The sequence below is a fragment of the Rhodanobacter fulvus Jip2 genome (assembly GCF_000264315.1).
Taxonomy (GTDB): domain Bacteria; phylum Pseudomonadota; class Gammaproteobacteria; order Xanthomonadales; family Rhodanobacteraceae; genus Rhodanobacter; species Rhodanobacter fulvus.
Window position 1 is genome coordinate 375326 of the sequence record NZ_AJXU01000028.1, and the last position, 22928, is coordinate 398253.

Annotated in this window: 22 protein-coding genes; 9 read left to right on the forward strand and 13 right to left on the reverse strand. The window is 65.4% G+C overall.

Annotation, left to right across the window (positions count from 1 at the left end):
- Nucleotides 1–19 precede the first annotated feature (19 nt).
- Complete coding sequence (gene kbl, locus UU9_RS07085) at nucleotides 20–1219, forward strand: glycine C-acetyltransferase (RefSeq protein WP_007081052.1); 1200 nt, start codon at nucleotides 20–22, stop codon at nucleotides 1217–1219.
- A gap of 59 nt (nucleotides 1220–1278) precedes the next feature.
- Here the strand turns inward: kbl and UU9_RS07090 are convergent, their stop codons facing one another.
- The 3 genes from UU9_RS07090 to UU9_RS07100 form a co-directional block, all read right to left on the reverse strand.
- Complete coding sequence (locus tag UU9_RS07090) at nucleotides 1279–2043, reverse strand: class I SAM-dependent methyltransferase (protein WP_007081053.1); 765 nt, start codon at nucleotides 2041–2043, stop codon at nucleotides 1279–1281.
- A gap of 264 nt (nucleotides 2044–2307) precedes the next feature.
- On the reverse strand, nucleotides 2308–3096 hold the full coding sequence (locus tag UU9_RS07095) for a slipin family protein (RefSeq protein WP_007081054.1): 789 nt from the start codon (nucleotides 3094–3096) through the stop codon (nucleotides 2308–2310).
- A gap of 69 nt (nucleotides 3097–3165) precedes the next feature.
- Nucleotides 3166–4515, reverse strand: coding sequence for an NfeD family protein (locus tag UU9_RS07100; RefSeq protein WP_007081055.1), 1350 nt, complete (start codon nucleotides 4513–4515; stop codon nucleotides 3166–3168).
- A gap of 83 nt (nucleotides 4516–4598) precedes the next feature.
- Here UU9_RS07100 and UU9_RS07105 point away from each other — a divergent pair, with 83 nt between their 5' ends.
- Nucleotides 4599–5051, forward strand: coding sequence for a cupin domain-containing protein (locus tag UU9_RS07105; RefSeq protein WP_007081056.1), 453 nt, complete (start codon nucleotides 4599–4601; stop codon nucleotides 5049–5051).
- A 22-nt stretch (nucleotides 5052–5073) separates the two neighbouring features.
- On the opposite strand, the gene UU9_RS07110 is transcribed toward UU9_RS07105, so the two are convergent.
- The gene (locus UU9_RS07110) at nucleotides 5074–6192 is read right to left on the reverse strand and encodes an HD-GYP domain-containing protein (protein WP_007081057.1); all 1119 of its coding nucleotides are present in this window, start codon (nucleotides 6190–6192) and stop codon (nucleotides 5074–5076) included.
- 206 nt (nucleotides 6193–6398) lie between these two features.
- Nucleotides 6399–7226, reverse strand: coding sequence for a DUF3014 domain-containing protein (locus UU9_RS07115; protein WP_007081058.1), 828 nt, complete (start codon nucleotides 7224–7226; stop codon nucleotides 6399–6401).
- A 225-nt stretch (nucleotides 7227–7451) separates the two neighbouring features.
- Here UU9_RS07115 and UU9_RS07120 point away from each other — a divergent pair, with 225 nt between their 5' ends.
- The gene (locus tag UU9_RS07120; RefSeq protein WP_202799805.1) at nucleotides 7452–8039 is read left to right on the forward strand and encodes an alpha-ketoglutarate-dependent dioxygenase AlkB; all 588 of its coding nucleotides are present in this window, start codon (nucleotides 7452–7454) and stop codon (nucleotides 8037–8039) included.
- Nucleotides 8040–8042: 3 nt separating this feature from the next.
- On the opposite strand, the gene UU9_RS07125 is transcribed toward UU9_RS07120, so the two are convergent.
- Nucleotides 8043–9125: a mechanosensitive ion channel family protein gene (locus UU9_RS07125; protein ID WP_007081060.1), complete on the reverse strand. Its 1083-nt coding sequence runs from the start codon at nucleotides 9123–9125 to the stop codon at nucleotides 8043–8045.
- Nucleotides 9126–9266: 141 nt separating this feature from the next.
- Here UU9_RS07125 and xth point away from each other — a divergent pair, with 141 nt between their 5' ends.
- Entirely contained in the window at nucleotides 9267–10118 is an 852-nt protein-coding gene (gene xth, locus UU9_RS07130; RefSeq protein WP_050982412.1) for an exodeoxyribonuclease III, read from the forward strand.
- A 9-nt stretch (nucleotides 10119–10127) separates the two neighbouring features.
- Nucleotides 10128–10301 carry a hypothetical protein gene (locus UU9_RS17885; RefSeq protein ID WP_156804220.1) on the forward strand — a complete coding sequence of 58 codons (174 nt, stop codon included), beginning with the start codon at nucleotides 10128–10130 and terminating at the stop codon, nucleotides 10299–10301.
- On the opposite strand, the gene UU9_RS07135 is transcribed toward UU9_RS17885, so the two are convergent.
- Complete coding sequence (locus UU9_RS07135; protein ID WP_007081062.1) at nucleotides 10298–10486, reverse strand: CsbD family protein; 189 nt, start codon at nucleotides 10484–10486, stop codon at nucleotides 10298–10300. The genes UU9_RS17885 and UU9_RS07135 overlap by 4 nt on opposite strands.
- A 162-nt stretch (nucleotides 10487–10648) precedes the next feature.
- Here UU9_RS07135 and UU9_RS07140 point away from each other — a divergent pair, with 162 nt between their 5' ends.
- Nucleotides 10649–11557, forward strand: a complete 909-nt coding sequence (locus UU9_RS07140) for an NAD(P)/FAD-dependent oxidoreductase (protein WP_007081063.1) — start codon at nucleotides 10649–10651, stop codon at nucleotides 11555–11557.
- A gap of 124 nt (nucleotides 11558–11681) precedes the next feature.
- Nucleotides 11682–13364 (forward strand): GMC oxidoreductase, encoded by a 1683-nt coding sequence (locus UU9_RS07145; RefSeq protein ID WP_050982404.1) that lies wholly within the window; start codon nucleotides 11682–11684, stop codon nucleotides 13362–13364.
- An 82-nt stretch (nucleotides 13365–13446) separates the two neighbouring features.
- Here UU9_RS07145 and UU9_RS07150 read toward each other — a convergent pair whose 3' ends face one another.
- Entirely contained in the window at nucleotides 13447–14004 is a 558-nt protein-coding gene (locus UU9_RS07150) for an NADPH-dependent FMN reductase (RefSeq protein ID WP_007081065.1), read from the reverse strand.
- Between the two features lie 338 nt (nucleotides 14005–14342).
- On the opposite strand from UU9_RS07150, the gene UU9_RS07155 reads away from it, so the two are divergent.
- The gene (locus tag UU9_RS07155; protein WP_007081066.1) at nucleotides 14343–16025 is read left to right on the forward strand and encodes a sensor domain-containing diguanylate cyclase; all 1683 of its coding nucleotides are present in this window, start codon (nucleotides 14343–14345) and stop codon (nucleotides 16023–16025) included.
- 53 nt (nucleotides 16026–16078) lie between these two features.
- Here the strand turns inward: UU9_RS07155 and UU9_RS07160 are convergent, their stop codons facing one another.
- Genes UU9_RS07160 through UU9_RS07175 form a run of 4 tightly spaced genes read right to left on the reverse strand, consistent with a single transcriptional unit; the run spans nucleotide 16079 to nucleotide 20644 of the window.
- On the reverse strand, nucleotides 16079–18346 hold the full coding sequence (locus UU9_RS07160; protein WP_007081067.1) for a thiamine pyrophosphate-dependent enzyme: 2268 nt from the start codon (nucleotides 18344–18346) through the stop codon (nucleotides 16079–16081).
- A 38-nt stretch (nucleotides 18347–18384) separates the two neighbouring features.
- Nucleotides 18385–18891: a nucleotidyltransferase family protein gene (locus UU9_RS07165; RefSeq protein WP_193385293.1), complete on the reverse strand. Its 507-nt coding sequence runs from the start codon at nucleotides 18889–18891 to the stop codon at nucleotides 18385–18387.
- Complete coding sequence (locus tag UU9_RS07170) at nucleotides 18888–19430, reverse strand: GNAT family N-acetyltransferase (RefSeq protein ID WP_007081069.1); 543 nt, start codon at nucleotides 19428–19430, stop codon at nucleotides 18888–18890. Before UU9_RS07170 ends, UU9_RS07165 begins: the two co-directional genes overlap by 4 nt.
- 44 nt (nucleotides 19431–19474) lie before the next feature.
- Nucleotides 19475–20644, reverse strand: coding sequence for an acyl-CoA dehydrogenase family protein (locus tag UU9_RS07175; RefSeq protein ID WP_007081070.1), 1170 nt, complete (start codon nucleotides 20642–20644; stop codon nucleotides 19475–19477).
- 181 nt (nucleotides 20645–20825) lie between these two features.
- Here UU9_RS07175 and UU9_RS07180 point away from each other — a divergent pair, with 181 nt between their 5' ends.
- Nucleotides 20826–21701 carry a DMT family transporter gene (locus tag UU9_RS07180; RefSeq protein ID WP_007081071.1) on the forward strand — a complete coding sequence of 292 codons (876 nt, stop codon included), beginning with the start codon at nucleotides 20826–20828 and terminating at the stop codon, nucleotides 21699–21701.
- 187 nt (nucleotides 21702–21888) lie between these two features.
- Here the strand turns inward: UU9_RS07180 and UU9_RS07185 are convergent, their stop codons facing one another.
- On the reverse strand, nucleotides 21889–22818 hold the full coding sequence (locus UU9_RS07185; protein ID WP_007081072.1) for a 5'-nucleotidase: 930 nt from the start codon (nucleotides 22816–22818) through the stop codon (nucleotides 21889–21891).
- Nucleotides 22819–22928 lie beyond the last annotated feature (110 nt).

Sequence of the window (22928 nt, forward strand, 5' to 3'; positions counted from 1 at the left end):
TCCATCGGCCGGAATCCCCATGAGCCACTCAGCCAAGGCACGTTACGCCAGCGAACTCCAGACCATCCGCGAACAGGGCCTGTTCAAGGCCGAACGCATCATCACCTCGCCGCAGTCGGCCGAGATCGAACTGGAAGATGGCCGCAAGGTTCTGAACTTCTGCGCCAACAATTACCTCGGCCTGGCCGACAACGCCGAGGTGATCCAGGCCGCCAAGGACGCGCTGGACACCCACGGTTTCGGCATGGCCAGCGTGCGCTTCATCTGCGGCACGCAGGATCTGCACAAGCAACTGGAGGCGAAGATCGCCGCCTTCTTCGGCACCGAGGACGCCATCCTCTATGCCGCCTGCTTCGACGCCAACGGCGGCCTGTTCGAACCGCTGCTGGGCGAGCAGGATGCCGTCATTTCCGACGCGCTGAACCATGCCTCGATCATCGACGGCATCCGCCTGTGCAAAGCGCAGCGCTACCGTTACGCCAACAGCGACATGGCCGATCTGGAAGCCCAGCTCCAGGCTGCCGACGCGGCCGGTGCGCGGACCAAGCTGATCACCACCGACGGCACGTTCTCGATGGATGGCGTGATCGCGCCGCTGGCCGAGATCACCGCGCTGGCCGCGAAGTACAACGCCATGGTGCACATCGACGAATGTCATTGCACCGGCTTCCTCGGCGACACCGGCCGTGGCGCCGCCGAAGTGCACGGCGTGATGGACAAGATCGACATCTTCACCGGCACCCTGGGCAAGGCGCTGGGCGGTGCCGTGGGCGGCTTCACCACCGGCCGCAAGGAGGTGATCGAACTGTTGCGCCAGCGCTCGCGGCCGTATCTCTTTTCCAACTCGTTGCCGCCGCACGTGGTCGCTGCGGGCATCAAGGTGTTCGACATGCTGGACAGTGCCGCCGAGCTGCGCACCACGCTGCAGGAGAACACCCGCCATTTCCGCGAGCAGATGACCGCCGCCGGCTTCGACATCAAGCCGGGCGTGCACCCGATCGTGCCGGTGATGGTCTACGACGCACCCAAGGCGCAGGCGATGGCCAGCGCGTTGCTGGACGAAGGCATCTACGTCACCGGTTTCTTCTTCCCCGTGGTGGCCAAGGGCCAGGCGCGCATCCGCACCCAGATGAGCGCGGCGCATACGCGCGAGCAACTTGACCGCGCCATCGCGGCGTTCACGCGGGTGGGTCGCAAGCTGGGTGTCATCGGCGGCTGAAGCATCGCAAAGGTATCGCAGCGGGGCGTATCACGTCCCGCCGCGACCCCGCCCAGCCATCACTTCGCGGGTTTGCGGAACCGGTACATGAACTGATCGGTGTGGCCGCGTATCGACTTGTCGAACACCTTGATGTCGTGCGGATCGGCCGGGTTGCGCAGCGCGTCACTCTCGCCATCGAACACGAAACCGGCCGATTCCACCTGCGTCTTCACGATCGCCGGATCGATGCGGTGCAGCGTGTTGGTATCGCTCATGCCCGAGCCCGCCGGCGCCACGTGGTCGATCACCACGAACACGCCACCGGGCTTCAACGCCGCAAACGCCTGCCGATCCAGCGTCACCGGGTCGACCTTGCCCATGAACGGGTCCGGATAGTCGTGATAGTTCTGCGAGGTAAACACCAGGTCGACGGATTCCGGCGCACGCAGCATTGCCGCCGGCTGGGTCAGCACGCTCACGTTCGCGTAGTGCGGATTCGCCGCCAGCGCCTTGATCGTCGCAATCCCTTCATTGTCGACCTTGGCGTATTCGTTGGGCACCACCGCAAACACGTGCCCCTGCGCACCCACGACAGCGCTGAATACGCGGGTGAAATAGCCGCTGCCGGGAATCAGCTCCAGCACTTTCTGGCCCGGTTTCACCTCGGTGAATGCCATGACCTGCGCCAGCTTGCGCCGCGCATCATCGGACTTGTCGGCTTGCCGCGCGGGATCGGCAACGGCCTTGGCGACGGCATCGGAAACGGCGGGGGCCGATGCCTCCGCCAGGGTTACCGAGGGCAAGGCGAGAACAAGCAACGCCGCGAGAACGGTCAGACGCATGACGTACTCCTGCATTGAAGGGGGAACGCCGATTGTGCGCCTGATGCGCCGCGTGATCGATAGCGACGAAGGGCGCCAGCCCAGGAGTGTGGACGGCAGAAACGCAAGGGGCTGCGGCTTTGCGCTTTTGGCCGGGTTTTCCGCTCCTTTTCGTCAGATAGCTACGGCTATCTTCCTCAAACGATCGAAAAACCCGACTCAAAAGCGCTTCGCCTCGCTCCCTTGGTTTCTACCGCCCACGCTCCCAGCCGGCGCCCTTCCCTGTTACCAGGTGACCGGCTTGTCGTCATCCTTGGGGCGCATGACGGGGAACGCCTCCATCAGCGGCCGGATCAGATCCAGCGGCAGCGGGAACACGATGGTGGACGATTTGCCGTTGTGCGACATGTCGGCCATCGTCTGCAGGTAGCGCAACTGCAGCGCCTGCGGCTGTTGCGACAGCATCGCCGCGGCATCGCGCAGCTTCTCGGCCGCCTGCATCTCGCCCTCCGCATGGATCACCTTGGCGCGACGCTCGCGTTCCGCCTCAGCCTGGCGGGCGATGGCACGCACCATGGTTTCGTTGAGGTCCACATCCTTGATCTCGACGTTGGCGACCTTGATGCCCCACGGGTCGGTCGATTCATCGAGGATGGCCTGCAAGGTCTGGTTGATCGAATCGCGCTGCGACAGGATCTCGTCCAGCTCGTGCTGGCCCAACACCGAACGCAGCCGCGTCTGCGCCAGCTGGCTGGTGGCCTGCAGGAAGTTTTCCACCTGCAGCACGGACTTGTCCGGCTCGACCACGCGGAAATACACCACGGCGTTGACGCGCACCGACACATTGTCGCGCGAGATCACATCCTGCGGCGGCACATCCATCACGGTGATGCGCAGATCCACCCGGATCATCTGTTGCACCACCGGCAACAGCAGCACCAGGCCCGGCCCACGCGTGCCCGTATAGCGGCCCAGCGTCAGGATCACGCCGCGCTGGTATTCCGGCAGGATCTTCACCGCGGAGAACAGCAGCAGTATCACGATGATGACCAGGACACCGACAAATCCGAACATGACTCTCTCCCATCGACAGTTTTTGGAACGGCATCGCGGAATGGCCCGCGGTGCCGCTTTTCGAGCGCTTCAGAGGGGCTCGACCTGCAACAACAAACCCTCCCGCCCGACGACACGCACCCGCGCGCCGCCGGGCAAGGCGGTTGCGCAGCGGGCGCGCCAGCGCTCGCCGCGCACCAGGACCCAGGTTTCGTTGTTTTTCCCCACCGGTTCGAGCAGCTCGGCGATATCGCTGCGCATGGCGTCGTCGCCGGTCACCTGGAGCGAGCGACGCGAGCGGGACACCAGCCATACGACCAGCACCAGCAGGCCTGCGGCGCACACCGCGATACCGCCAATGACGCCCAGGTTCACCGCATAACCCGGCACGCCGGTATTCATCAGCATGATCGACCCCAATACGAAAGAAACCAGTCCGCCCACGCCAAACACGCCGACGGTGGGCGTCACCGCCTCAGCCACGAGCAGCCCGATGCCCAGCGCCATCAGCGCCAGGCCGGCGTAGTTCACCGGCAGCAACTGCAACGCATACAGCCCGACCAGCAACGCGATGCCACCCACGATGCCCGGCAGCATGGCGCCGGGGTGCAGCGCTTCCAGCCCGAGCCCGAAGATGCCGGCCAGCAGCAACAAATAGGCCATGGTGGGATTGGTGATGATCGCCAGGAAGCGACTGCGCGAGCCCGGCGCGTAATCGCGCACGGTCGCATCGCCAAGCTGCAAGGTGATGGTCTGGCCGTCCACCTGCACGCGGCGTCCGCTGGCCTTGGCAAGCAAGTCGGCAGTGTCGTTCGCCACGAAATCGATGACGTGTTTTTGTGCCGCCTCGCTGGCGGTCAGGGTGGCGGCGCCGCGCACCGCGTGCTCGGCCCAGGCTGCGTCACGGCCGCGCAACTGCGCCAGCGAGCGGATATAGGCAATCGAATCGTTGAGGACCTTGTTCGACTCGGCATCATCGGACGCCGGTGTCTTGTCCGTACTGGACGCCGCTGCCGGCTTCTGCAGCGGCATCGGCGTGCTGCCGCCCAGTTTTACCGGCGTTGCCGCGCCAACATGGGTTGCCGGCGCCATCGCCGCGATCTGGGCCGCATAGAGAATGTAGGTTCCGGCCGAGGCGGCCCGCGCCCCGTCCGGCGCCACGTACGCCAGCACCGGCACCTTGGACGCCAGCATGCTGGCGATGATCTGGCGCATGGATTCAGAGAGACCGCCCGGTGTATCCAGCCGCAACACGATGGCCACGGCGCCATCGGCGACGGCGCGTTCCGAGGCATCGTCGAAATATTCCGCGGCGGCCGGGCCGATCGGTCCGCTGAGCGACACGCGGGCGACCATCGGCGAGTCGGCAGGCGTCGGCGCAGGTGCCGCCGTCGCAGTGAGCGCAAGCAAGATCGCCAGCAGAAAAAGCCAACGCGTCATCACGAACCTCCTGCATCCATGACGGCACTGTAGCGCGGATCATGTTAGTGATCGGGCAAGTTCAAACCCTACCGGAGTACATGATGCCGAAAATAGATATTGCCAGTGTCCCGGAACGCACCGGCTCGAACTATCCCGCCCCCTTCGCCGAACAAGCCGGCAAACGCATCAAACTGGCTTTGGGCAATGCCGGCAAATTGCAGGACTTCGGCGTCAACCTCACCACGCTGCCGCCGGGTGCCTCATCCAGCCAGCGGCACTGGCACAGCCACGAGGACGAATTCGTGTACGTGCTGTCCGGCGACATGGTGCTGGTGACCAACGCGGGCGAACAAACCCTGCACGCGCACGACTGCGCCGCGTTTCCGAAAAACGTGGCGGACGGCCATCAGCTGCTGAATCGTGGCAAGGTCAACGCGGTGTATCTGGAAATCGGCTCCCGTCATGTGGAGGACGCGTGCACCTATCCGGATGTCGACCTGCACGCGCCTGCCGGTGACGCGGGCTATACCCACAAGGATGGTTCGCCGTACTAGCGCGACGGCGCGGCGGGCAATCTCAGAGCGTGGCGTCCGAACCCCACAGCGCTTCCATGCTTACGTTCATGCCCAGTTCGTCGAGATCCACCACCTCGGTCACGGCATGAGCCGTGGGGTCGCCATGGCGGCGGATCGGCGCACCGATGCGCAAGCCGTCCTGGGTGGTGATCGAGGACACCCGCGGATTGCGGTCGGTGGCGCCCCGGCGCGTGACTACCGCAATGCTGCCGTTGTGCAGGCGCACGCCGGTGCCGGGCGGGTAAATGCCCAGGGCCTTGATGAACAGCGCGGCATGGTGCTCGTTCACCGTCGCACCCTCGTTGAGGAAGAGCCGTCGCAAGGCCACGTTGGGCAGCATGGCACTGCGGCAGGCGCGGCTGGAAACCCGCGCGCAGTAGATGTCGGCCAGCGATACCAGCTGCGTCAACGGATGAATGGCGTCGCCGGATTTCCTCGCGGGATAGCCGCTGCCATCCGGGCGTTCGTGATGGTCGCGCACGATTTCCAGCCAGCGCTCGTCGCCAACGCCGCGCTGCTGCAGCCAGTCCACACCGCGTTCGCAATGCCCGGTCACGTCACGACGCTGTTCGTCGTTCAACGCGCCCACTTCCTGCAGGCGTTGCTGCAGATCGAGCATGCCGAAGTTCATGGTCAACGCCCCCGCGATCACGGTGGAGAGGTCGGCCGCACTGAACGACATGGCCGTACCGGCGATCTGGCACGCGATTGCCGCGTTCACGGAATGGCGAATGGCGTACGAACCCTCGCGATGCATCAGGATAGAGGCCAGCGCGACATCCGCGTTGGCCCGGCAGGCACGCTGTACCGTGGCGGCCAGCTGCAACAGCGGCGTGGAGACGTCGTCCCCGACCGGCGCGGCGGACAACAACTGCAACTGGCGTCGTGCACCGAGAATGAGCGACAGCGGCGACGGTTTTCGGTCGAGGTCCGGCGCCGCGGACTCGTGGGTGGGCGCCACCCCTGCCCACAACGCATGACGTTCCAGTTTCTCGATCTGGCTTGCGCTGGTTATCACGTGGCCGCGGCGCAGGAGAAGCATGCCCTTCGCGTCATAGGCATCGCACGGCAATGGCTCGCCAACCTTGAGTTCCGATGGATCGTTCAGACGCTTTGGCACGTTTGCTCCGCCCTCAGATGCCGAGCGGCCGAAGCAGCTTGCCCCGCCGACGGCTTCACCCCATGCAATCCACTCCGTTCGCGAATGTCCCGTATCGCCCGCACGCGACACCGTGCATCTGCACATACCTGATCGGCGGATGAGGCGGAAGCTTTAGCCAGCCGCGCCAGGCATTCCTCCGTGCCCGGCGCCTCTGGGTGGATACCTCAGGGTGCGGAGCGCCCTGTGGCCGGCAGGTGGGTGCCGACCAGCGCCGCGCGGATGGCACGCAGCTTCGCCTTGATCAGCGCCTCGTTGGCAGGCCCCGTGCGCAGCAGAAGTTTCTGGCCGGCGGAAAGCGATTCCAGCGACGGGTCGGCGAACGCGTAGTGGCTTTTCACGCGCTGCAACAACGCCGGCTGGGCGAGCTCCGGCGCGGCCAGCAGATTGTCGATCACCTCGATCAGGCGATCATTGAAATAGCCGTGCGGGTAGCCCAGTTCCTGGTAAGCCTGCTGAAACAGCGGATACGCATGCGCATACCAGGCCACCAGCGCCGCCGGGTCAACGCTCTTCATGACCTCGATATACGGCGCATACCGCTCGCTGTTTTCCGCGGCCATGGTGAGCTGGCCATTGGCTTCGGCCGTGGCGAAGCTGCCCTTTGGCGGATGGGCGGGCAACATCAAGGTGCCCAGCGCGCGCCGCGGCAACGCATCGATGGTGGCCACGATGCGTGCCACGACCTGGTTCGACATCAGCAAATCGCGCGCCTGGCCGTTGCCTGCCAGCGCCAACAATGCGGCAACCACGTCCTCGTCGCTGCCGCCCAGCGGCGGCAGCGCGGCCGTCGATGCCGTCGCCGGCACCGCGGCCTGCGTGATCGGATGTTGCGGCGGCGGTGTCGCTGTGGGTGGCTGGACGACCGCGCTTGACGGCACGGCGGTGGCCCCGCGCTGTCGCACCTTGTGGTTGAGATACAACGCCAGTACTGCCACGACCAGCACCACGACCAGGCCCAGCAACCAGCTTCCAATGGATGTTTTCTTCTTCATCAATGCGTGCCCCACTTTTGCCATTGCGTACCGGTTCGACTGAGCGGAGCACGGTTCGTTCACAAATGCGCGCCATTCCGCCGTCGAGGTTCATCCACGGGTCGCCGCTTCACCTCGCCTGCCCACACATCCCGACAGGATGATCCCCCTCGCCCATTGCATCATCCGCATGCCCGATCCTTCCACCCGTTTCTGTCGCGCGCGCTTTGCGTTCGCCTGATCATGATGCAGCGCAACCTTTTCGAGGCTGGCGGTCCGCAAACGCTGATCGATGATGCCAGCGGCCGCATCGTGCTGACACCCGACCTCGTCGACGAAGGGACCGCGAGCGCGTGGTTTCGACAGTTGTACGACGGCATCGCGTGGAAAAGCGGCCGGCGCCTGATGTACGAACGCGAAGTCGACGTGCCGCGGCTGCGGGCGCATTTCCGCACCGACGACCCCGCCCTGCCCGACGCGCTGCGGCAGGCGCTGGACCTGGTTCGCACCGCCTTCGCCGCGCCGTTCGACAGCATCGGCCTGAACCTGTATCGCGACCAGCACGACAGCGTGGCGCCGCACAACGACAAGCTCGCCGACATCGTCAGGGGCCAGCCGATCGTGCTGCTGTCGCTGGGCGCCACCCGCACCATGACCATCCGCGCCAAGCAGCCGCCACGCCATGTCCTGAAGGTGGATCTGGAGGCCGGCAGCGCACTGCTGATGAGCTGGGAAACCCAGCTTCACTACGATCACGCGATTCCCAAGCAGCGCCAGCCGGTGGGGCCACGCATCAGCCTGGCGTTCCGCGTGCGCGAAGCGGGCGAAGGATGACGGTTACCGGTTGTCGCCTTTCGGAAAGCGCACCCGCTCCGGCTGCGCGTTGAGCCGCTCCAACATCACCGCGATCAGCCGCGACTTGACGCTGCCGGCCTGCTTTGGATCCACCACGTAGCGCACGATGGCATCGATCCAGGTATTGGCGTTGACGCGGAACAGCACCGACGGGCGCTCGTGCACCTGCACTTCGCCGACCGGCGTGGAAGAAAGAATGTCGCGGAAAACCCGCACCCGCTCGATCATCGCCTCGCCCAGCTCGGCCTCGGCCGCGTCGCGCATCACGCGGCCCACGAATTCCAGATCGCTGTTGTAGGCGACCTGGAAGGAGATCTCGTTCCAGATATAGGGAAAAACCGGCCACGAATAGTTGTAGATCGTGCTGGTGAGTACATTGGAGTTCGGAAACTTCACCAGCCTTCCACTGGGGTGGTCGGTAGACACATACGGCCCGCCAACCTCCCACAGCGTGGTGTCCAGATAAGTGACCTCGATGACGTCGCCGGTGGCCTCCCCGATGCTGATGCGGTCGCCCACGCGGTACGGTTCGCGCGCCAGGATGTAGACCCAGCCGATGAAGCTGGTGATCGGGGTTTGCAGCGCAAAGCCGAGCACCAGCGAAATCAACCCCAGCGATGCGGCCGCCGCGTACCAGTTCGCAAACAGCACCGACACCACGATCGCGGCCAGCACCACGTAGACCAGCAGCCGCAGGATGCGGCGCAGGTTGTAGCGCGTCACCGCCGTCTCGGCCCGCTCGATGGCGTACACGCCCACCAGCTTGGCCAGCGCCAGGGTCAGTACGATCGCCATCGCACCGACCGTGGCCCGCCGCAGCAGCGGCACATAGCTCGCGGCGAAATCGGGTGGGTGCAGCCGCAACACGTAGAACACCACCGCCAGCACGATCAACGCCAGCGCATAGCCGCCCAGCCAGAGCTTGTGCCGACCCGGCAACGGCGCCGCCGGCGCGATGCGGCCAGGCTCGCGCGGGCGTTGCCGCAAGGCGCGCTGGACCTGTTCGTCCCCTGCGGCTGGCGCGCCTGCCGAGGTGTCGAGGGATCGCGGCGGCGGTTCGGTCATGCGTGATTTCCGGTGCGGCGTGCGGGCAGCGAACTACAACACCGGTACCGAAAAAGTGAAGGTATCCAGCCGGCCTTGCTCACCCGCCCGACACGTGGGTGCCGGCTAGGATTCCCGGGTGCCCACCGGATGGAGCCGTACGTGCCCCCGCTCAAGCTCGCCACGTTCAACATCAACGGCATCCGTTCGCGTTTGCCGATCCTGCTGGCATGGCTGGAGCGCGAAGCGCCCGACATCGTCTGCCTGCAGGAGCTCAAGGCGCCGGACGATGCCTTTCCCATCGAGGCCATTCGTGCCGCCGGCTACGGCGCCCTGTGGCAGGGCCAGGTCTCGTGGAATGGGGTGGCCATTCTCGCCCGCGGCGCCGAGCCGGTCGAAAGCCGGCGCGGCCTGCCGGGCGATTCCGCCGACCGGCAAAGCCGCTATCTGGAAGCGGCGGCTCATGGCGTGGTGGTCGGCTGCCTGTACCTGCCCAACGGCAACCCGCAGCCGGGGCCGAAATTCGATTACAAGCTGGCGTGGTTCGAGCGGCTGATCACGCATGCGGCGCGGCTGTACACGAGTGGCCACCCGGTGGTCCTGGCGGGCGATTTCAATGTGGTGCCCACCGACGAAGACATCTACAACCCCCGCTCATGGCGCAAGGATGCCTTGCTGCAGCCGGAAAGCCGCGCCTGCTACGCGCGGCTGCTGGCGCAAGGCTGGACCGATGCGCTGCGCACACGCCATCCGGACGAACGCATCTACACGTTCTGGGATTATTTCCGCCAGCACTGGCCCCGCAACGCGGGCTTGCGCATCGACCACCTGCTGCTGAACGCGAACCTGGCGCCGCGCCTGAAAGACGCCAACGTCGATCGCTGGGTACGCGACCTGCCCCACCCCAGCGATCACGCGCCGACCTGGATCACGCTGGACATGCCGGCACGACGCAAGGCGCCGGCACGCAAGACCGCCGCATCCAGGCGGACCGCTCACAGCCCGAAAGGATAAGTCTCCGGCATGCCCTCACGCATCGCGGTGGGCTGCACCTGCGGCGCACGCAGTCCGCGGCCAACCAGTTGCCGCCGCACCATGCGCTGGCGCGCCGAATCCGCGCTCGCCATCGTCGATCCTCCGTACCTGGGACGGGTGGCCGCGACCGTCGACGCAATGGCCGCCACCCGCGCCCGCTAGTGGCGGCGATCCGCCTCGCGCTCGGCGTTATCCGTGGCCTTGCCTACCTCCTTCTGGAATTTGCCGGCATGTTTTTCCACGGCACCGGCCGCTTCTTTCAGCTTGTCGCCCGTGACCTTGCCGACGGTTTGCTTCACGGCGCCCTTGACCTGATGCTTCGTGCCGTCCACGCGATTGTGATCCATGCCCTGTCTCCGGAAAGCCTGCGGGATGCAAGCGTCCCCCTTGTAATGCGGTTGCGGTCGACGGGCCGTGACCGCGTGGTTCGAAGGATGTTGCGCGTGCGTGCCTGACGCGGCATTCACGGTGGGCGGGCAAGCTTGGGGCCTTTCTCCAAGGGCGGCTTCATGACCCACGCCGACGACCTCCACGATTGCCTGATCATCGGTGCCGGCCCGGCGGGGCTTACGGCAGCGACCTATCTGGCCCGGTTCCGCCGCCGCATCGTGGTGCTGGACGACGGGCATAGCCGCGCCCGCTGGATTCCGGCCAGCCACAATTGCCCGGGCTTTCCCTTTGGCGTGGCCGGCAACGCATTGCTGGCACGCTACCGCGCGCATGCGCAGGAATACGGTGCGCCGATCACGCAGACGCGGGTGAAAACGCTGCTGAGGCGGGATGCCGTTTTCGTGGCCAGCGACGGACAACGCGAATGGCGCGCGCCCCATCTGATCCTCGCTACCGGCGTGGTGGATCGAGTGCCCGACATGGCGAATGTCGAGGACGCCATCCACCGTGGCGTGGTGCGCCTTTGCGCGGTTTGCGATGGCTACGAAGCACGCGACGAGGTGATCGGCGTACTTGCCCCAGCGGCCGTCGTACTCGATCACGCCGAATACCTGCGTACGTTTTCGCGCCGGGTCGTCGCCCTGATGATGGACAGATCCGGCGCCGTCGACAGCGCATGGCGCGAGCGCGCCGAGCGCATCGGCATCGCCGTGTATCCCGCACCCATGCGCTTGTCGCTTTCCGACAAGGGTTGTCGTGCCGATTTCGCCCATGGCGAACCGTTGTACCTGGACACGCTTTATCCGGTGCTGGGCGCCGACGTGCAATCCGGGCTGGCTCGCGCGCTGGGTGCACGATTCAATGACGTCGGCGAGCTGCACGTGGACAAGCGGATGCACACCAGCGTGGATGGCCTGTACGCCATCGGTGACGTGGTCAGCGGGCTCAACCAGATCAGCGTGGCAGTGGGCCACGCGGCAATCGCCGCAAGCGCCGTGCATCAACGTCTTCCGCCGAATCCCTGCTGACGACGGAGCGCTCGAACCACCGGGCCAACGGCCTATACAATCCCGTCGGGAAACTTGCATATACTTCCGCCGCTGGGGGCAGCAGGGACGGCGGCACATAACCGTGCGTCAGGGAGATCCGCGAGTGATAGTCGACTACCAGGATGGTTTGTCTACCGCAGATATCGAAGCTGATCTTTGCGTCATCGGCGCGGGACCGGCAGGCATCGCCATTGCGCAGTCGTTCGTGGGGACGTCGGTGAATGTCTGTCTCATCGAAGGTGGCGGCCTTGCTGGGGAGCATGAAACGCAGGCGCTGTATGAAGGTTCGTCCATTGGACCATTGCCGTTCGACGCGTCGACATCACGCATGCGGGCGTTCGGCGGAAGCTGCAATCTCTGGGGCGGCGGCTGCATTCCACTGGCCGAACTCGACCTGGCCGCGCGTGATTGGGTACCGCACAGCGGCTGGCCCATTTCCTACGCCGAGCTCGAACCACATTACCGCCGGGCGCAGAAGTTCTGCGGCATTGGCGAGAAGGCCTTCGAATCGGGTTCGTTTCTCCAATCATCGCCACGTCCGCCCATCGCGTTCGACGAAGCCAGCGGGCTGGTCAATCGAACATTCGTCAGCACCCCCGTGATCTTCAGCGACGCCTATCGCGGCGAACTGGAGCGCGCGCCGAATATCCGGGTGCTGCTGCACGCGAACCTGCTGGAATTGCGGGCCTCGCCCGGTGGCAGCGCCGTGCAAAGCGCCGCTATCGGCTCGATCGCCGGACGCCGCAGCATGGTTCGCGCGCGCCACTACGTCTTGGCTTGTGGTGGCCTGGAGAACGCGCGAGCGCTGCTGCTTTCCAATGCCGTGGCACCCAATGGACTCGGCAACGACCACGATGTGGTCGGCCGCTATTTCATGGACCACCCCAGTAGCAGGCTAGGCGCGATTTTCGGCGTGGGTGGCGATCAGGTTCTACGACCGTATGACCGTGACCTGGGCGAGGGAGATGTCCCCTCCTATCCGGAGATCACGCTCTCCGATGAGGCGCAGCGTGTCCGCAAGCTGTTGAACGCACGCGTTCACGCGTTTCCGGTGGAAAGAACGGTACCCCGTGGCTTGCAGGCCTTGCGGCAACTGCGTGCCAGCTGGCGCCGTACCGGGGGCGAGCCGACGGTGGAGGAGCGACTCTGCACTGCCTTGAACCACCGCCCGAGAATGGTGCAGCCGTCCGACGCCTCGTCCGCGATGCTGGCGTTGCGTACCGGTATCGGCGCCGTCGATATCCTGCGGGCGTTTGTGAACAAGTTGAACGATCGTCCCAGCGTGGAAAGCGATCATGTCGATCTCGTCGGCTTTTTCGAGCAGGCGCCGAATCCCCAGAGCCGGGTGATGCTTTGCGATGACCGGGATGCCCTGGGTCTGCGGAAGATCTGCGTGGATTGGCGGCTCACCGAGCTCGACCTCCATACCTACCGCGTCGCGACGGAAATGTTCGGCCAGAACGTGGCTCGTGCGTGCGGGGGGCGCTTCGAGCCGGAGGCCTGGTTGCGCGACGGCAGCCAGGTACCGCCGATGTACACCACCGCCCATCACCTGGGCACCACGCGGATGGCGGACGACCCGAAGAGGGGCGTGGTCGATCGTCATGGCAAGGTGCATGGCGTAGGCAACCTGCACGTGGCCGGCAGTTCCGTGTTCCCGACCGGCGGCTGGGCGTTTCCGACACTCACGATCGTCGCGTTGAGCCTGCGCCTGGCCGAAAACCTCAAGGCGAAACTGCGATCGGACGCACCGGCCGAGATGGGAGATCAGGCGAACGCCGCCTGATTCCCTTCATTACGGGGTTTTCCGGCATCCCAAAACCGCGTCGTCTGGCGCCATGACCAGGCGGCTGCAGCCGTTGCGACGCTCAGACCAGGTGCCGGCGCACCCATGCCACGTAACGGTCGACGAAACCCTGCAGGAATTTTTCGGTGCCGTCGTTGCTGACGTGGCCCTTCTCATCGATCAAGGTATCGTCCTTGAAATGCACGAAAACCTCGGGTTGCGCCAGCGTTGACACGTCCAGATAGGCCAGCGTGTTGCGCAGATGCTGCTGCGCCATGGCGCTGCCCACCGCGCCGATCGAGGCGCCGATCACCGCCCCCGGCTTGCCTGCGAACGAGTTGGTGCCCCAGGGTCGGGACCCGATATCAAGCGCGTTCTTCAGCACGCCGGGCACCGAGCGGTTGTATTCGGGGGTAACGAACAGCAGCGCGTCGGCGGCCTCCACCTGGTGTTTCAGGCGCTGGCACTCGGCCGGGTAATCGCCGTCGAAATCCTGGTTGTAGAGGGGCAAGTTGTCGATTCGGATGTGCTCGAACTCCACCCCCTCAGGCGCCAGCCGCTCCACGGCGAGCGCCAACCGGCGATTGATGGATGCCTTGCGCAGGCTGCCGACGAATACCGCTACCTTGATCTTGCCCATGTGTTTGGCTCCGAGAGGTTGAGGTCCAGTTTGATGCGCCGACCAGTATAGGTTCCTCCGTGTCAGGCACCGTGATGACGCCCGGTTCGGGCCGAAACGCCCCCATGGCACGCCGATTGCTTTGCCAACCTCACGGATCACACTGATTTTTCAGGCTTTCTTGCCGCCCCGCCCCGTGCAACAATGGAGAGACGCCAAAGCGCATGCTCCGGGCATGACGGACTTGCTGCAAGGAATACGCATAGTCAGGTGAGGGGAAGTCAACGTTCAAGGAACGGTCGATGGCTAGGTCGAAAACAATCAGCGCTTTTTGCCACCTCCCGTGGCTCGGCTGTCTGATGCTGAGCCTGCTGTCGATTGGCATTGTCCGCGCCGCCACGCCACTGGATGGCGCGTGGCGCACGGTGCATGCGGGCGATACGCCGCAACAGGTACTGCAGGATTTTCACGACGGCACGCTGACCCGCTTCGATCCCGCCATGCTGCAGCAGTTCCCGCGCAGCAACCTTGGCAGTTGGGTCGTGCTTGCCCCGCAGCCTCCCTGGATAGATGAAGAAAGGGTGCTGGCGATTTACCCGCCGCCGGCCGGCGTCATTTCCGTCTATCCCGCAGCAACCGACGTCGCCGCCCCCTTGTCGCGCAGGGATTTTTCGACACCGATCCATGGCCACGGGCGGCTGGCGTGGTACGTGCCGACAACACAACCGCCCTCCATGCCGATCGTGCTGAAGTTCGAACCCACGGCCGCCGTCGCCGCACCCGTACGGTTCGATCTGCAGCCGTGGGGCGAATATCTGCAGAAGGACGCCAACTGGCTGGTTTTCGCCACCGCGTGTTTCGCCGTGATGCTGGCGATGGTGCTGATGGCACTGTGTTTTTCGCTGATGCTGCGCGACGTCACCTACGCCTGGTACGCGGGCTACATCCTCTGCTATGCGCTGATACAGGCCGCGCAGAGCGGCTTCCTGTTTCATCCGCTGGAGTGGCATTGGCTGGACGGGATAACACCCGCGCTCGAAGCCATAGCCACCGCCGCCTCGGTGGCATTCGCTTCGCTGTTCATGGTGCGGTTCTGCGAATTGCAGCGCTATGCACCGCTGCTGCGTGTTCTCATCGGCGGGCTGGCCGTCTGCATGGCGGCGCTGGTCGTCATGCAAGGTAGCCGCGTCGAGCTGCTCCAGCAGAGGATGTCATTGCTGCTCAATCCGCTGCTGTTGCTGGGTGCCACCTTGCTGTCCATCGCCGCCATCATCGCCGCCGCGCGCGGTTCCAGGCATGCGTGGTTTTTCCTGGTCGGTTGGGTACCGTTGCTGGCACTTACGGCGATCAGCAGCGCACAGATGAATGGCGCGCTGTCCAGTCTGGGCTGGATCAACCAGGCTGCGCTTGGCGTAGGTGCGTTCGAGGCCATCGTGTTGTCGCTGGGCCTGGCCGACCGTGCACTGGTGCTGCGCCGCGACCGCGACACCGTGCGCGTACTGGCCGAACGCGACATGCTGACCAATGCCTTCAACCGCCGTGCATGGATCGAGCGCGCCGAGAAGGCGCTGGCCGGCGATCCCCCGCAATCACTGGCCGCCCTGTTCCTGGACCTGGATCATTTCAAGCAGCTCAACGACCACCACGGCCACAGCGCGGGTGACCATGCGCTGACGGCGGTGGCGGCAGCGCTTGAAACGGAGCTGCGACCCACCGACGTTTTCGGCCGCTATGGCGGCGAGGAATTCGTGGTCCTGCTGACCGGTGCCACGGTGGCGCAAGCGATGCAGGTGGCCACCCGGCTGTGCCGCCGCGTGCACCGGCTGGAGATTCCGGTGGACGAGGGAGAACAGCGGCTCACGATCAGCATCGGCATCGCCATGCGCGTCGACGGCGACACCGTTGCGTCACTGGTGGATCGTGCCGACCAGGCCATGTACAAGGCCAAGCTGGGTGGCCGCAACCGCACCTTCCTGCATCGTGTCGCCACGCCACACTCGGCGCGTCCGCGGTTGCATATCATCGATGGAAATGGCCGATAACAGGCTTTCGCCGCTGGCGCCCACGTTGACGTCTGCTGAAGCCTCTGGCTCGATTACGCCAGGTCGCGGGCGGCCGCCACCACATCGTCCACACCCGGCAAAACCAGCAGGGCGGCACTCGCCAGCGGCGTGAAGGTGTCGGCGCCCACGACCCGGCGCAACGGTGTGGCGCCGCAGCCGCCTTCGACGATCGCGGTGATCACGCCCTCGCCCACACCGGCGCTCTTGCGGCCCTCGTCCAGCACCAGGATGCGTTTGGCGCTCGATGCCTGCGCCGCGATGAAGGCGTCGTTGAGCGGCGCCAGCCAGCGCAGGTCGACCACGCGCACCTTCCACTTCAGCTCCGCTTCGATCGTGCGCGCGGCGCGCAGCGCCATCGGCACGCCGTTGCCGAAGGTGAACACCACCAGGTCGTTGGCCACCTCGTTGTAGATGCGGCCCTCGCCCAGCGTCATCGCCTGGTCGGGCGAGGGATAGTCAAACTGCCACTGGCCGTCGCCGGCCTCGTACAGGTCCTTGGTCATGTACAGCGCGATCGGTTCGAGGAAGGCGCACACGCGACCGTCCACCTTCGCCAGCGCCATCAGCGTGCGCAGCATCGTCGCCGCATCGTCACCGCGGCTGGGGCACCCGACCACGAGGCCGGGAATGTCGCGCAGCGCGGTGATCGAATTGTCGTTGTGGAAGTGGCCGCCGAAACCCTTCTGGTAACCCAGCGAGGCGACGCGCATCACCATCGGGTTGCGGTATTGGCCGTTGGAGAAGAACTGCAGCGACGCCGCCTCGCCACGGATCTGATCGCAGGCATTGTGGAAATACGCCAGGTACTGGATCTCCGGCAGCGGCAGCAGCCCTAAGTTGGCGTAGCCCTGGGCCAGGCCAAGGATCATGGTTTCATCGAGCAGCGTGTTGAACACGCGGCTGCCCTTGAAGGTCTTGTTCAGACCCTTGGTGACGGTGTACACGCCGCCCTTCTGCGCCACGTCCTCGCCGAACAGCAGCGCCTCGGGATATTTCGCCAGCAGGTCGTGCAAGGCCTGGCCGATCTGGATCGCCAGGTGCCGCGGCGGCAGGCTCTCCGGCAGCTTCGCCTCGCCGCCGAATACCGCGAGGCGCTTCTCGGCGTAGTCGGCGCGCGCGGCCTCGGCCTTCACCGCCGCCGGCGTGTACGGCGCCAGCGGCGTCATCACGTCGTCCAGCGAAGTCAGCCGATGGCGCGAATCCGCGTCCTCGGCGGCGGCGAAGCAGCGCTTGCGGGTGGCCTCGTACAGATTCAGCAGGTCGTCCTTCGAATACAGGCCAGACTCCAGCGCGATACCGGCCGAGCGCAGCAGCGGATCGGAGCACTCGACCGCGAAAAGCTCCTCGATGCTGCGCCACTCGATCTCGAAGTCGGTACCGGCGTGGCCCATCACCCGGGTGGTTTTCAGGTGCAGGAAAGTCGGCCGGCGCGTCGTGCGGCAATGTTCCACCGCGCGCTGCACCTGAGCGTAGCCTTCGGCCAGGTCGAGGCCGTCGGCGAAGAAATAGTCGAGGTTGGCGCGATGCTGGTAGTTGTTCGCGATCCAGCCGGAGGGTGTTTTCACCGAGATGCCGATGCCGTTGTCCTCGCACACAAACAGCACCGGCGCGGGCAGCTTCTGGTACGCCGTCCACGCCGCCGCGTTGAACGCGGTCTGTGCGGTGGCATGGTTGCTGGAGGCGTCGCCGAACGAGCAGATGGCGATGCTGTCGCCGGGGATCAGCAGCTGATGGCCGATGCGCCGCGCCTGCTCGATCGCCACCGCCGTGCCCAGCGCCTTGGGCAGGTGCGAGGCGATCGTCGAGGTCTGCGGCAGCACCCACAACGGCTTGCTGCCCCATACCTTGTGGCGGCCGCCGGAGGCCGGATCGTCCTTGCTGGCGGCGAAGCTCAGCGCCGAATCGACAACTGGATCCATGCCGGGAATCTTGCGGAAACGCTCGGCCATGAAGGCACCGGAGCGGTAATGCAGGAACGCCGGATCGGTGTGGCGGGTGAGCCGCGCCACCATCGCATTGCCTTCGTGGCCGGACGAACCGATCGTGTAGAACACCTTGTTCTGCACGCGCAGCACGCGCGCCATCAGGTCGACGTGGCGGCTGATCAGCTGCGATTCCAGCAGTTCGCGGAAGCCGCGCACGTCCAGCGCACTGCCGGGCAGCACGGCTTCGTCGTCGTGCGGTGCATGGCGGACTTCGCCCTGCCACAGCTGCACGAACTCGATGAAATTCTGGTCGACGACCTCGGCGCGGTTGAAATTCTTGTGGCGGGCACCGAGGGCGAATGGGATGGCAGTCATGGCATGGTCTTGGGTTGGTTGGACAGCCGCGGCATGGATCAATGCGGCGGCATCATTGGCAGGCTGAAAGATGGCGCCATCAAGGCGCGCAACGCCGCCTTTCGGCTCAGATCTTTCTGGCGGCCAAAGCGTTCGCAGAGTCGAATCTGGTCATCGATCGATGGCACCGGCACGGCCACGCCGCCCACACCGATGAGCACGAGTTTGTCTGGCCATACCGGTTGCCAACCGCCATCGGCAAAAAGTTCGAGCGCACCCATCACCTCGACCGGCGCGCCGGGGAAGCGGAAGTGGGCGAAGTGCGAGCGGAACCGATCGCTGTCCGGCGGGGTGAACGCGGGCTCGCGTCGCGGCGCCCAAAGCGTCATCAGTGCCTCGGCATCGGCGCGCGAGGTCAGCACATCCACGTCCGCCACGCTGGCCTGCGCACCGAGCAGCAGGGCCGCCGTGCTGCCGATCAGGCACCAAGGATCGACGCAATGCACATGCAGGTCGGGCACGATTTCGGCGAGGGTGGCATAGAGCGCGGGCGTGAGGTGGCTCATGCGCGGCGCCGACGCCATTGTTCGCGACTCTGGCCCCAGATATCCATCGTCATATCCTGGTACGGAGGAGGCAGTTTGCCCTGGCCTTTCATCGTCGAGCCCAGGCGCTTCGCTACGTTCTGCGAGGCGACATTGCCGGGGTCGATGCAATGGATGATGTCGTCCCAACCGAGCGTGTCCAGCGCCCAGTCGATGGCGGCAACACCGGCTTCGGTGGCATAGCCCTTGCCCCAGGCGCGCGGATGAAAGGCGTAGCCGATCTCGTTGCCCGGCCAACCCTCCGGTTTCCATGGGCCGATCTGGCCCATCCACAGGCCGCTGTCCTTCTCGATCACGCCGAACATGCCGAAGCCCTGCACGAACCAGGCGCCCGGTTGCCACAAAAAGCGCCGCCATGCCTCCGCCCGCGTCACCGGCCCGCCAATGAACCGGCTCGCATCGGCGTCGCCCTGCAACTCCGCAAAGCCGTCGAAATCCTCGGCACACGGCGGGCGCAGGATCAAGCGGTCGGTTTCCAGCGTCGGACCAAAATGTGTCATGCCTTCGCTACCCTCGCCCGGCCTTCGGAAGAAGCGCCAACAAATCAGAACGCATTGATGCCAGTCAGTTCGCGGCCCACCACCAATTCGTGCACCGTCTCGGTGCCCTCATAGGTAATCACCGACTCCAGGTTCAACGCGTGACGGATGGCCGAATGTTCGGTGGTGATGCCGGCACCGCCGAGGATGTCGCGGCATTGGCGTGCGATGTCGATGGCCATGCGACAGTTGTTCCATTTCGCTAGCGACACCTGGGTCGGCTGCATCTTGCCCGCGTCCTTCAGCCGGCCGAGCTGCAGCGACAGCAGCTGCGCGGTGGTGATGCGCCGGGCCATGTCGGCCAGCTTCAGCTGCACCGCCTGATTGGACGCCAGCGGCTTGCCGAACAGGATGCGCTGGGCGGTGTAGTCGAGCACTTCCTTGAGGCAGGCCTGTGCGGCGCCGATCGGGCCCCAGGTGATGCCGTAGCGCGCCTGCGTGAGGCAGCCCAGCGGACCCTTCAAGCCTTTCACGTTGGGCAGGCGCGCGCTGTCCGGCACGCGCACGTTGTCGAAGAACAACGCGCTGGTGACCGAGGCGCGCAGGCTCATCTTCTTGTGGATTTCCTGCGCCTTGAAGCCGGCCGTGTCGGTCGGCACCACGAAGCCCTGGATGCCGTCCTCGGTCTGCGCCCACACGATCGCGATGTGCGCCAGGTTGCCGTTGGTGATCCACATCTTGGCGCCGTTGATGACCCAGTCGCCGCCATCCTTCTTCGCGTTGGTCTTCATGTTGGCCGGATCGGAGCCGCCGTGCGGTTCGGTCAGGCCGAAACAGCCGATCACCTCGCCAGCAGCCATCGGCGGCAGGTAATGCTTCTTCTGCTCCTCGCTGCCGTAGGCGAAGATCGGGTACATGCACAGCGAGCTCTGCACCGACGCAAAACTGCGCAGGCCCGAATCGCCGCGTTCCAGCTCCTGGCAGATCAGGCCATAGCTGACGCCGTTCATGCCGGCGCCGCCGTATTCCTCCGGGATGGTGGCGCCAAGCAGGCCGAGGCCGGCGATCTCCGGGATCAGCTCCTTCGGGAAGCGGCCCTGGTCGAAGCAGTCGCCGATGATCGGCAACACGCGTTCGTCGACGAAACGGCCGACGGAGTCCTGCACCAGGCGCTCCTCGTCGGTGAGCAGCGAACGAACATCGTACAGATCGAGCGGGTCGAGACGGGTAGCCATGCAATGGAGTCCGTAGGTCAAGGCAAGCTCCGCATTCTAGTCCGGCCACCCGGAGCGGTCATGGCAAGCTGCAGCATCGGCGATAGGCGCAGCGGCAGGGCCGTGGGACAATCGTCGCGCCCCGCTCATCGCGCAGCATGCATGCTGCGATCGAAGCTTCCCTGCCCCTCTTCGGATACCCATGTTCAAAGGCATCCTGCTCGGTTTTCTGGCCTTTGCCGCCTTCGCGCTGAGCGACGCGTTCGTGAAGCTCTTGCACGGCTCGCTGCCTGCTTATGAAGCGGTATTTTTCGGCGCCTTGCTGGGCCTGAGCGCACTGCCCTTCATCAAGGGAGAGGGCGACCGCTGGAGCGAGGTTCTGCTCGCGCAACGCCAGGGTTTGTGGGTCGTGCGCGCAGTCGCCAGCGCCATCGGCACCACCGCCGCCGTGATCGCGTTCACCGCGCTGCCGATGGCCGAGGCCTTCGCACTGATCTTCCTGATGCCGATCTTCGTCACCATCCTGTCGGTGCTGGTGCTGAAGGAACACGTCGGCTGGCGCCGCTGGTCGGCGGTAGTGGCTGGCTTCCTCGGTGTACTGGTGGTGCTGCGGCCGGGCTTCCGCGAACTCGGCGCCGGCCATCTTGCCGCGCTTGTCTGCGGCCTTGCCGGTGCCATCTCGATGATTGCCCTGCGCCTGTCCGGGCCGCACGAAAAACGCATCACGTTGTACGGCGCCGGCGTGATCGGCTCGACGACGCTCGCCGGCATGCTGATGCTGACCAACTTTAGCTGGCCGCACCTGGACCAATGGCTGTTGCTGCTCGGCTACGGCCTGCTTGCCGCACTCGGCGCGGTGTTGCTGATGCTGGCCACGCGCCGGGCGCCGGCGAATCACGTGGCACCCACCCAGTACAGCCAGATGCTGTGGGCCGTGCTGCTGGGCTACGTGCTGTTCGGCGACCAGCTGGATTGGCCCATGGCGGTCGGCATTGCCATCATCCTTGGCGCCGGCCTGTTCACCTTCATACGCGAGGACAAGGTCACCCGCTGGTGGAAGCGCACGCGGGTGGTGTGACGCGGCCCTCAGTCCGCGGCTTCCACTGCATGCCGTGGATCACCATCAAGGCCGGGATCAACCCGATGCCTGCTCGTATTGCTTTTCGCACGCATGCTCATCTCTCCGTTCACGACCGTGCGCATACGGCAGAGTCGCGCGCCTGGCCGCTCCAGTGACAGGCGTCATCCGCCGCCATGGACTTGCGTCACCGGTTGCTAACGCCGTGGGGCACATGCCCCGTCGCCACATGCATGCGCGCGGATTCCACGTTGGCCGGGGAATCGTCGAAAAAGATGTCGGCGCCGAAGGCATCCAGGAATGGCCCCTTGTCGCGGCCCCCCAGGAACAGTGCCTCGTCGATGCGCACGCCCCAGCGGCGCAGGGTGAGGATGACGCGCTTGTGCGCGGGCGCGGAACGGGCCGTGACCAATGCCGTGCGGATCGGTGAGTCTTCGGCGGGAAACGCCGCCTGCAAGCGGTGCAGCGCGGTGAGAAAGCCGCGAAACGGGCCCACCGAAAGCGGCTCGGCGGCATGCTCGGCCTCGCTACGATGGAACGCTTCCAACCCTTCCTCGCGCGACACGCGTTCGCCCTCATCGCCAAACAGCACGGCATCGCCATCGAACGCGATACGCAACTGCTCGCTGGCGCGCGGCGGCGCGGTGCTGGGCAGGATGGTGGCGGCGGCTACACCGGCGGCGAGCGCGCGGCCGACGTCTTCGGCATTGGCGGAAAGAAACAGATCCGCCTTGAACGGCGCGATGTAATCCGACGTCGGCGCGCCGCTGGTAAAGGCCGCGCGGCTGATCTCCAGTTTGTAATGCTGTATCGCGTTGAAAATGCGCAAACCGGTGTCGCCGGAATTGCGCGACAGCAGGATCACCTCGACCGGCGGCACGTCACCGGCCAGCTTGTTGAGCCCCAACAGTTTCTGTACCAGCGGAAACGCCACGCCGGGCTGCAGGATCTCGTTCTCGTGCTCGATCTGGAAGTTGCGATAAGCATCCAGCCCGTCGCGTTCGAACAGCGAGTGGCTGTCGCCGAGGTCGAACAACGCACGCGAGGAAATGGCCACGACCAGTCGGTTGTCGCCGGCAGCCGCCGGATCGTGCGCGTCGACGGGAAGAGTGGTCATGCGTCCTGTGCCTGATGGGGGGAATGGTTTTGAATCTAGCAAAGGTGGGGTGTGGGTGGGTGGAGACGAGCTTGCCCCCATCCGCCTTCGGCACCTTCCCCCGTGAACGG

What these genes read in the sequence shown, in the direction of transcription:
- kbl (WP_007081052.1), top strand. Translation starts at nt 20, where the DNA reads ATGAGCCACTCAGCCAAGGCACGTTACGCCAGCGAACTCCAGACCATC.
- UU9_RS07120 (WP_202799805.1), top strand. Translation starts at nt 7,452, where the DNA reads ATGCAGCGCAACCTTTTCGAGGCTGGCGGTCCGCAAACGCTGATCGAT.
- UU9_RS07115 (WP_007081058.1), bottom strand. Translation starts at nt 7,226, where the DNA reads ATGAAGAAGAAAACATCCATTGGAAGCTGGTTGCTGGGCCTGGTCGTG.
- UU9_RS07155 (WP_007081066.1), top strand. Translation starts at nt 14,343, where the DNA reads ATGCTGAGCCTGCTGTCGATTGGCATTGTCCGCGCCGCCACGCCACTG.
- UU9_RS07140 (WP_007081063.1), top strand. Translation starts at nt 10,649, where the DNA reads ATGACCCACGCCGACGACCTCCACGATTGCCTGATCATCGGTGCCGGC.
- UU9_RS07105 (WP_007081056.1), top strand. Translation starts at nt 4,599, where the DNA reads ATGCCGAAAATAGATATTGCCAGTGTCCCGGAACGCACCGGCTCGAAC.
- UU9_RS17885 (WP_156804220.1), top strand. Translation starts at nt 10,128, where the DNA reads ATGCCCTCACGCATCGCGGTGGGCTGCACCTGCGGCGCACGCAGTCCG.
- UU9_RS07170 (WP_007081069.1), bottom strand. Translation starts at nt 19,430, where the DNA reads ATGACACATTTTGGTCCGACGCTGGAAACCGACCGCTTGATCCTGCGC.
- UU9_RS07100 (WP_007081055.1), bottom strand. Translation starts at nt 4,515, where the DNA reads ATGACGCGTTGGCTTTTTCTGCTGGCGATCTTGCTTGCGCTCACTGCG.
- UU9_RS07135 (WP_007081062.1), bottom strand. Translation starts at nt 10,486, where the DNA reads ATGGATCACAATCGCGTGGACGGCACGAAGCATCAGGTCAAGGGCGCC.
- UU9_RS07095 (WP_007081054.1), bottom strand. Translation starts at nt 3,096, where the DNA reads ATGTTCGGATTTGTCGGTGTCCTGGTCATCATCGTGATACTGCTGCTG.
- UU9_RS07090 (WP_007081053.1), bottom strand. Translation starts at nt 2,043, where the DNA reads ATGCGTCTGACCGTTCTCGCGGCGTTGCTTGTTCTCGCCTTGCCCTCG.
- UU9_RS07185 (WP_007081072.1), bottom strand. Translation starts at nt 22,818, where the DNA reads ATGACCACTCTTCCCGTCGACGCGCACGATCCGGCGGCTGCCGGCGAC.
- UU9_RS07175 (WP_007081070.1), bottom strand. Translation starts at nt 20,644, where the DNA reads ATGGCTACCCGTCTCGACCCGCTCGATCTGTACGATGTTCGTTCGCTG.
- UU9_RS07165 (WP_193385293.1), bottom strand. Translation starts at nt 18,891, where the DNA reads ATGAGCCACCTCACGCCCGCGCTCTATGCCACCCTCGCCGAAATCGTG.
- UU9_RS07180 (WP_007081071.1), top strand. Translation starts at nt 20,826, where the DNA reads ATGTTCAAAGGCATCCTGCTCGGTTTTCTGGCCTTTGCCGCCTTCGCG.
- UU9_RS07150 (WP_007081065.1), bottom strand. Translation starts at nt 14,004, where the DNA reads ATGGGCAAGATCAAGGTAGCGGTATTCGTCGGCAGCCTGCGCAAGGCA.
- UU9_RS07160 (WP_007081067.1), bottom strand. Translation starts at nt 18,346, where the DNA reads ATGACTGCCATCCCATTCGCCCTCGGTGCCCGCCACAAGAATTTCAAC.
- UU9_RS07125 (WP_007081060.1), bottom strand. Translation starts at nt 9,125, where the DNA reads ATGACCGAACCGCCGCCGCGATCCCTCGACACCTCGGCAGGCGCGCCA.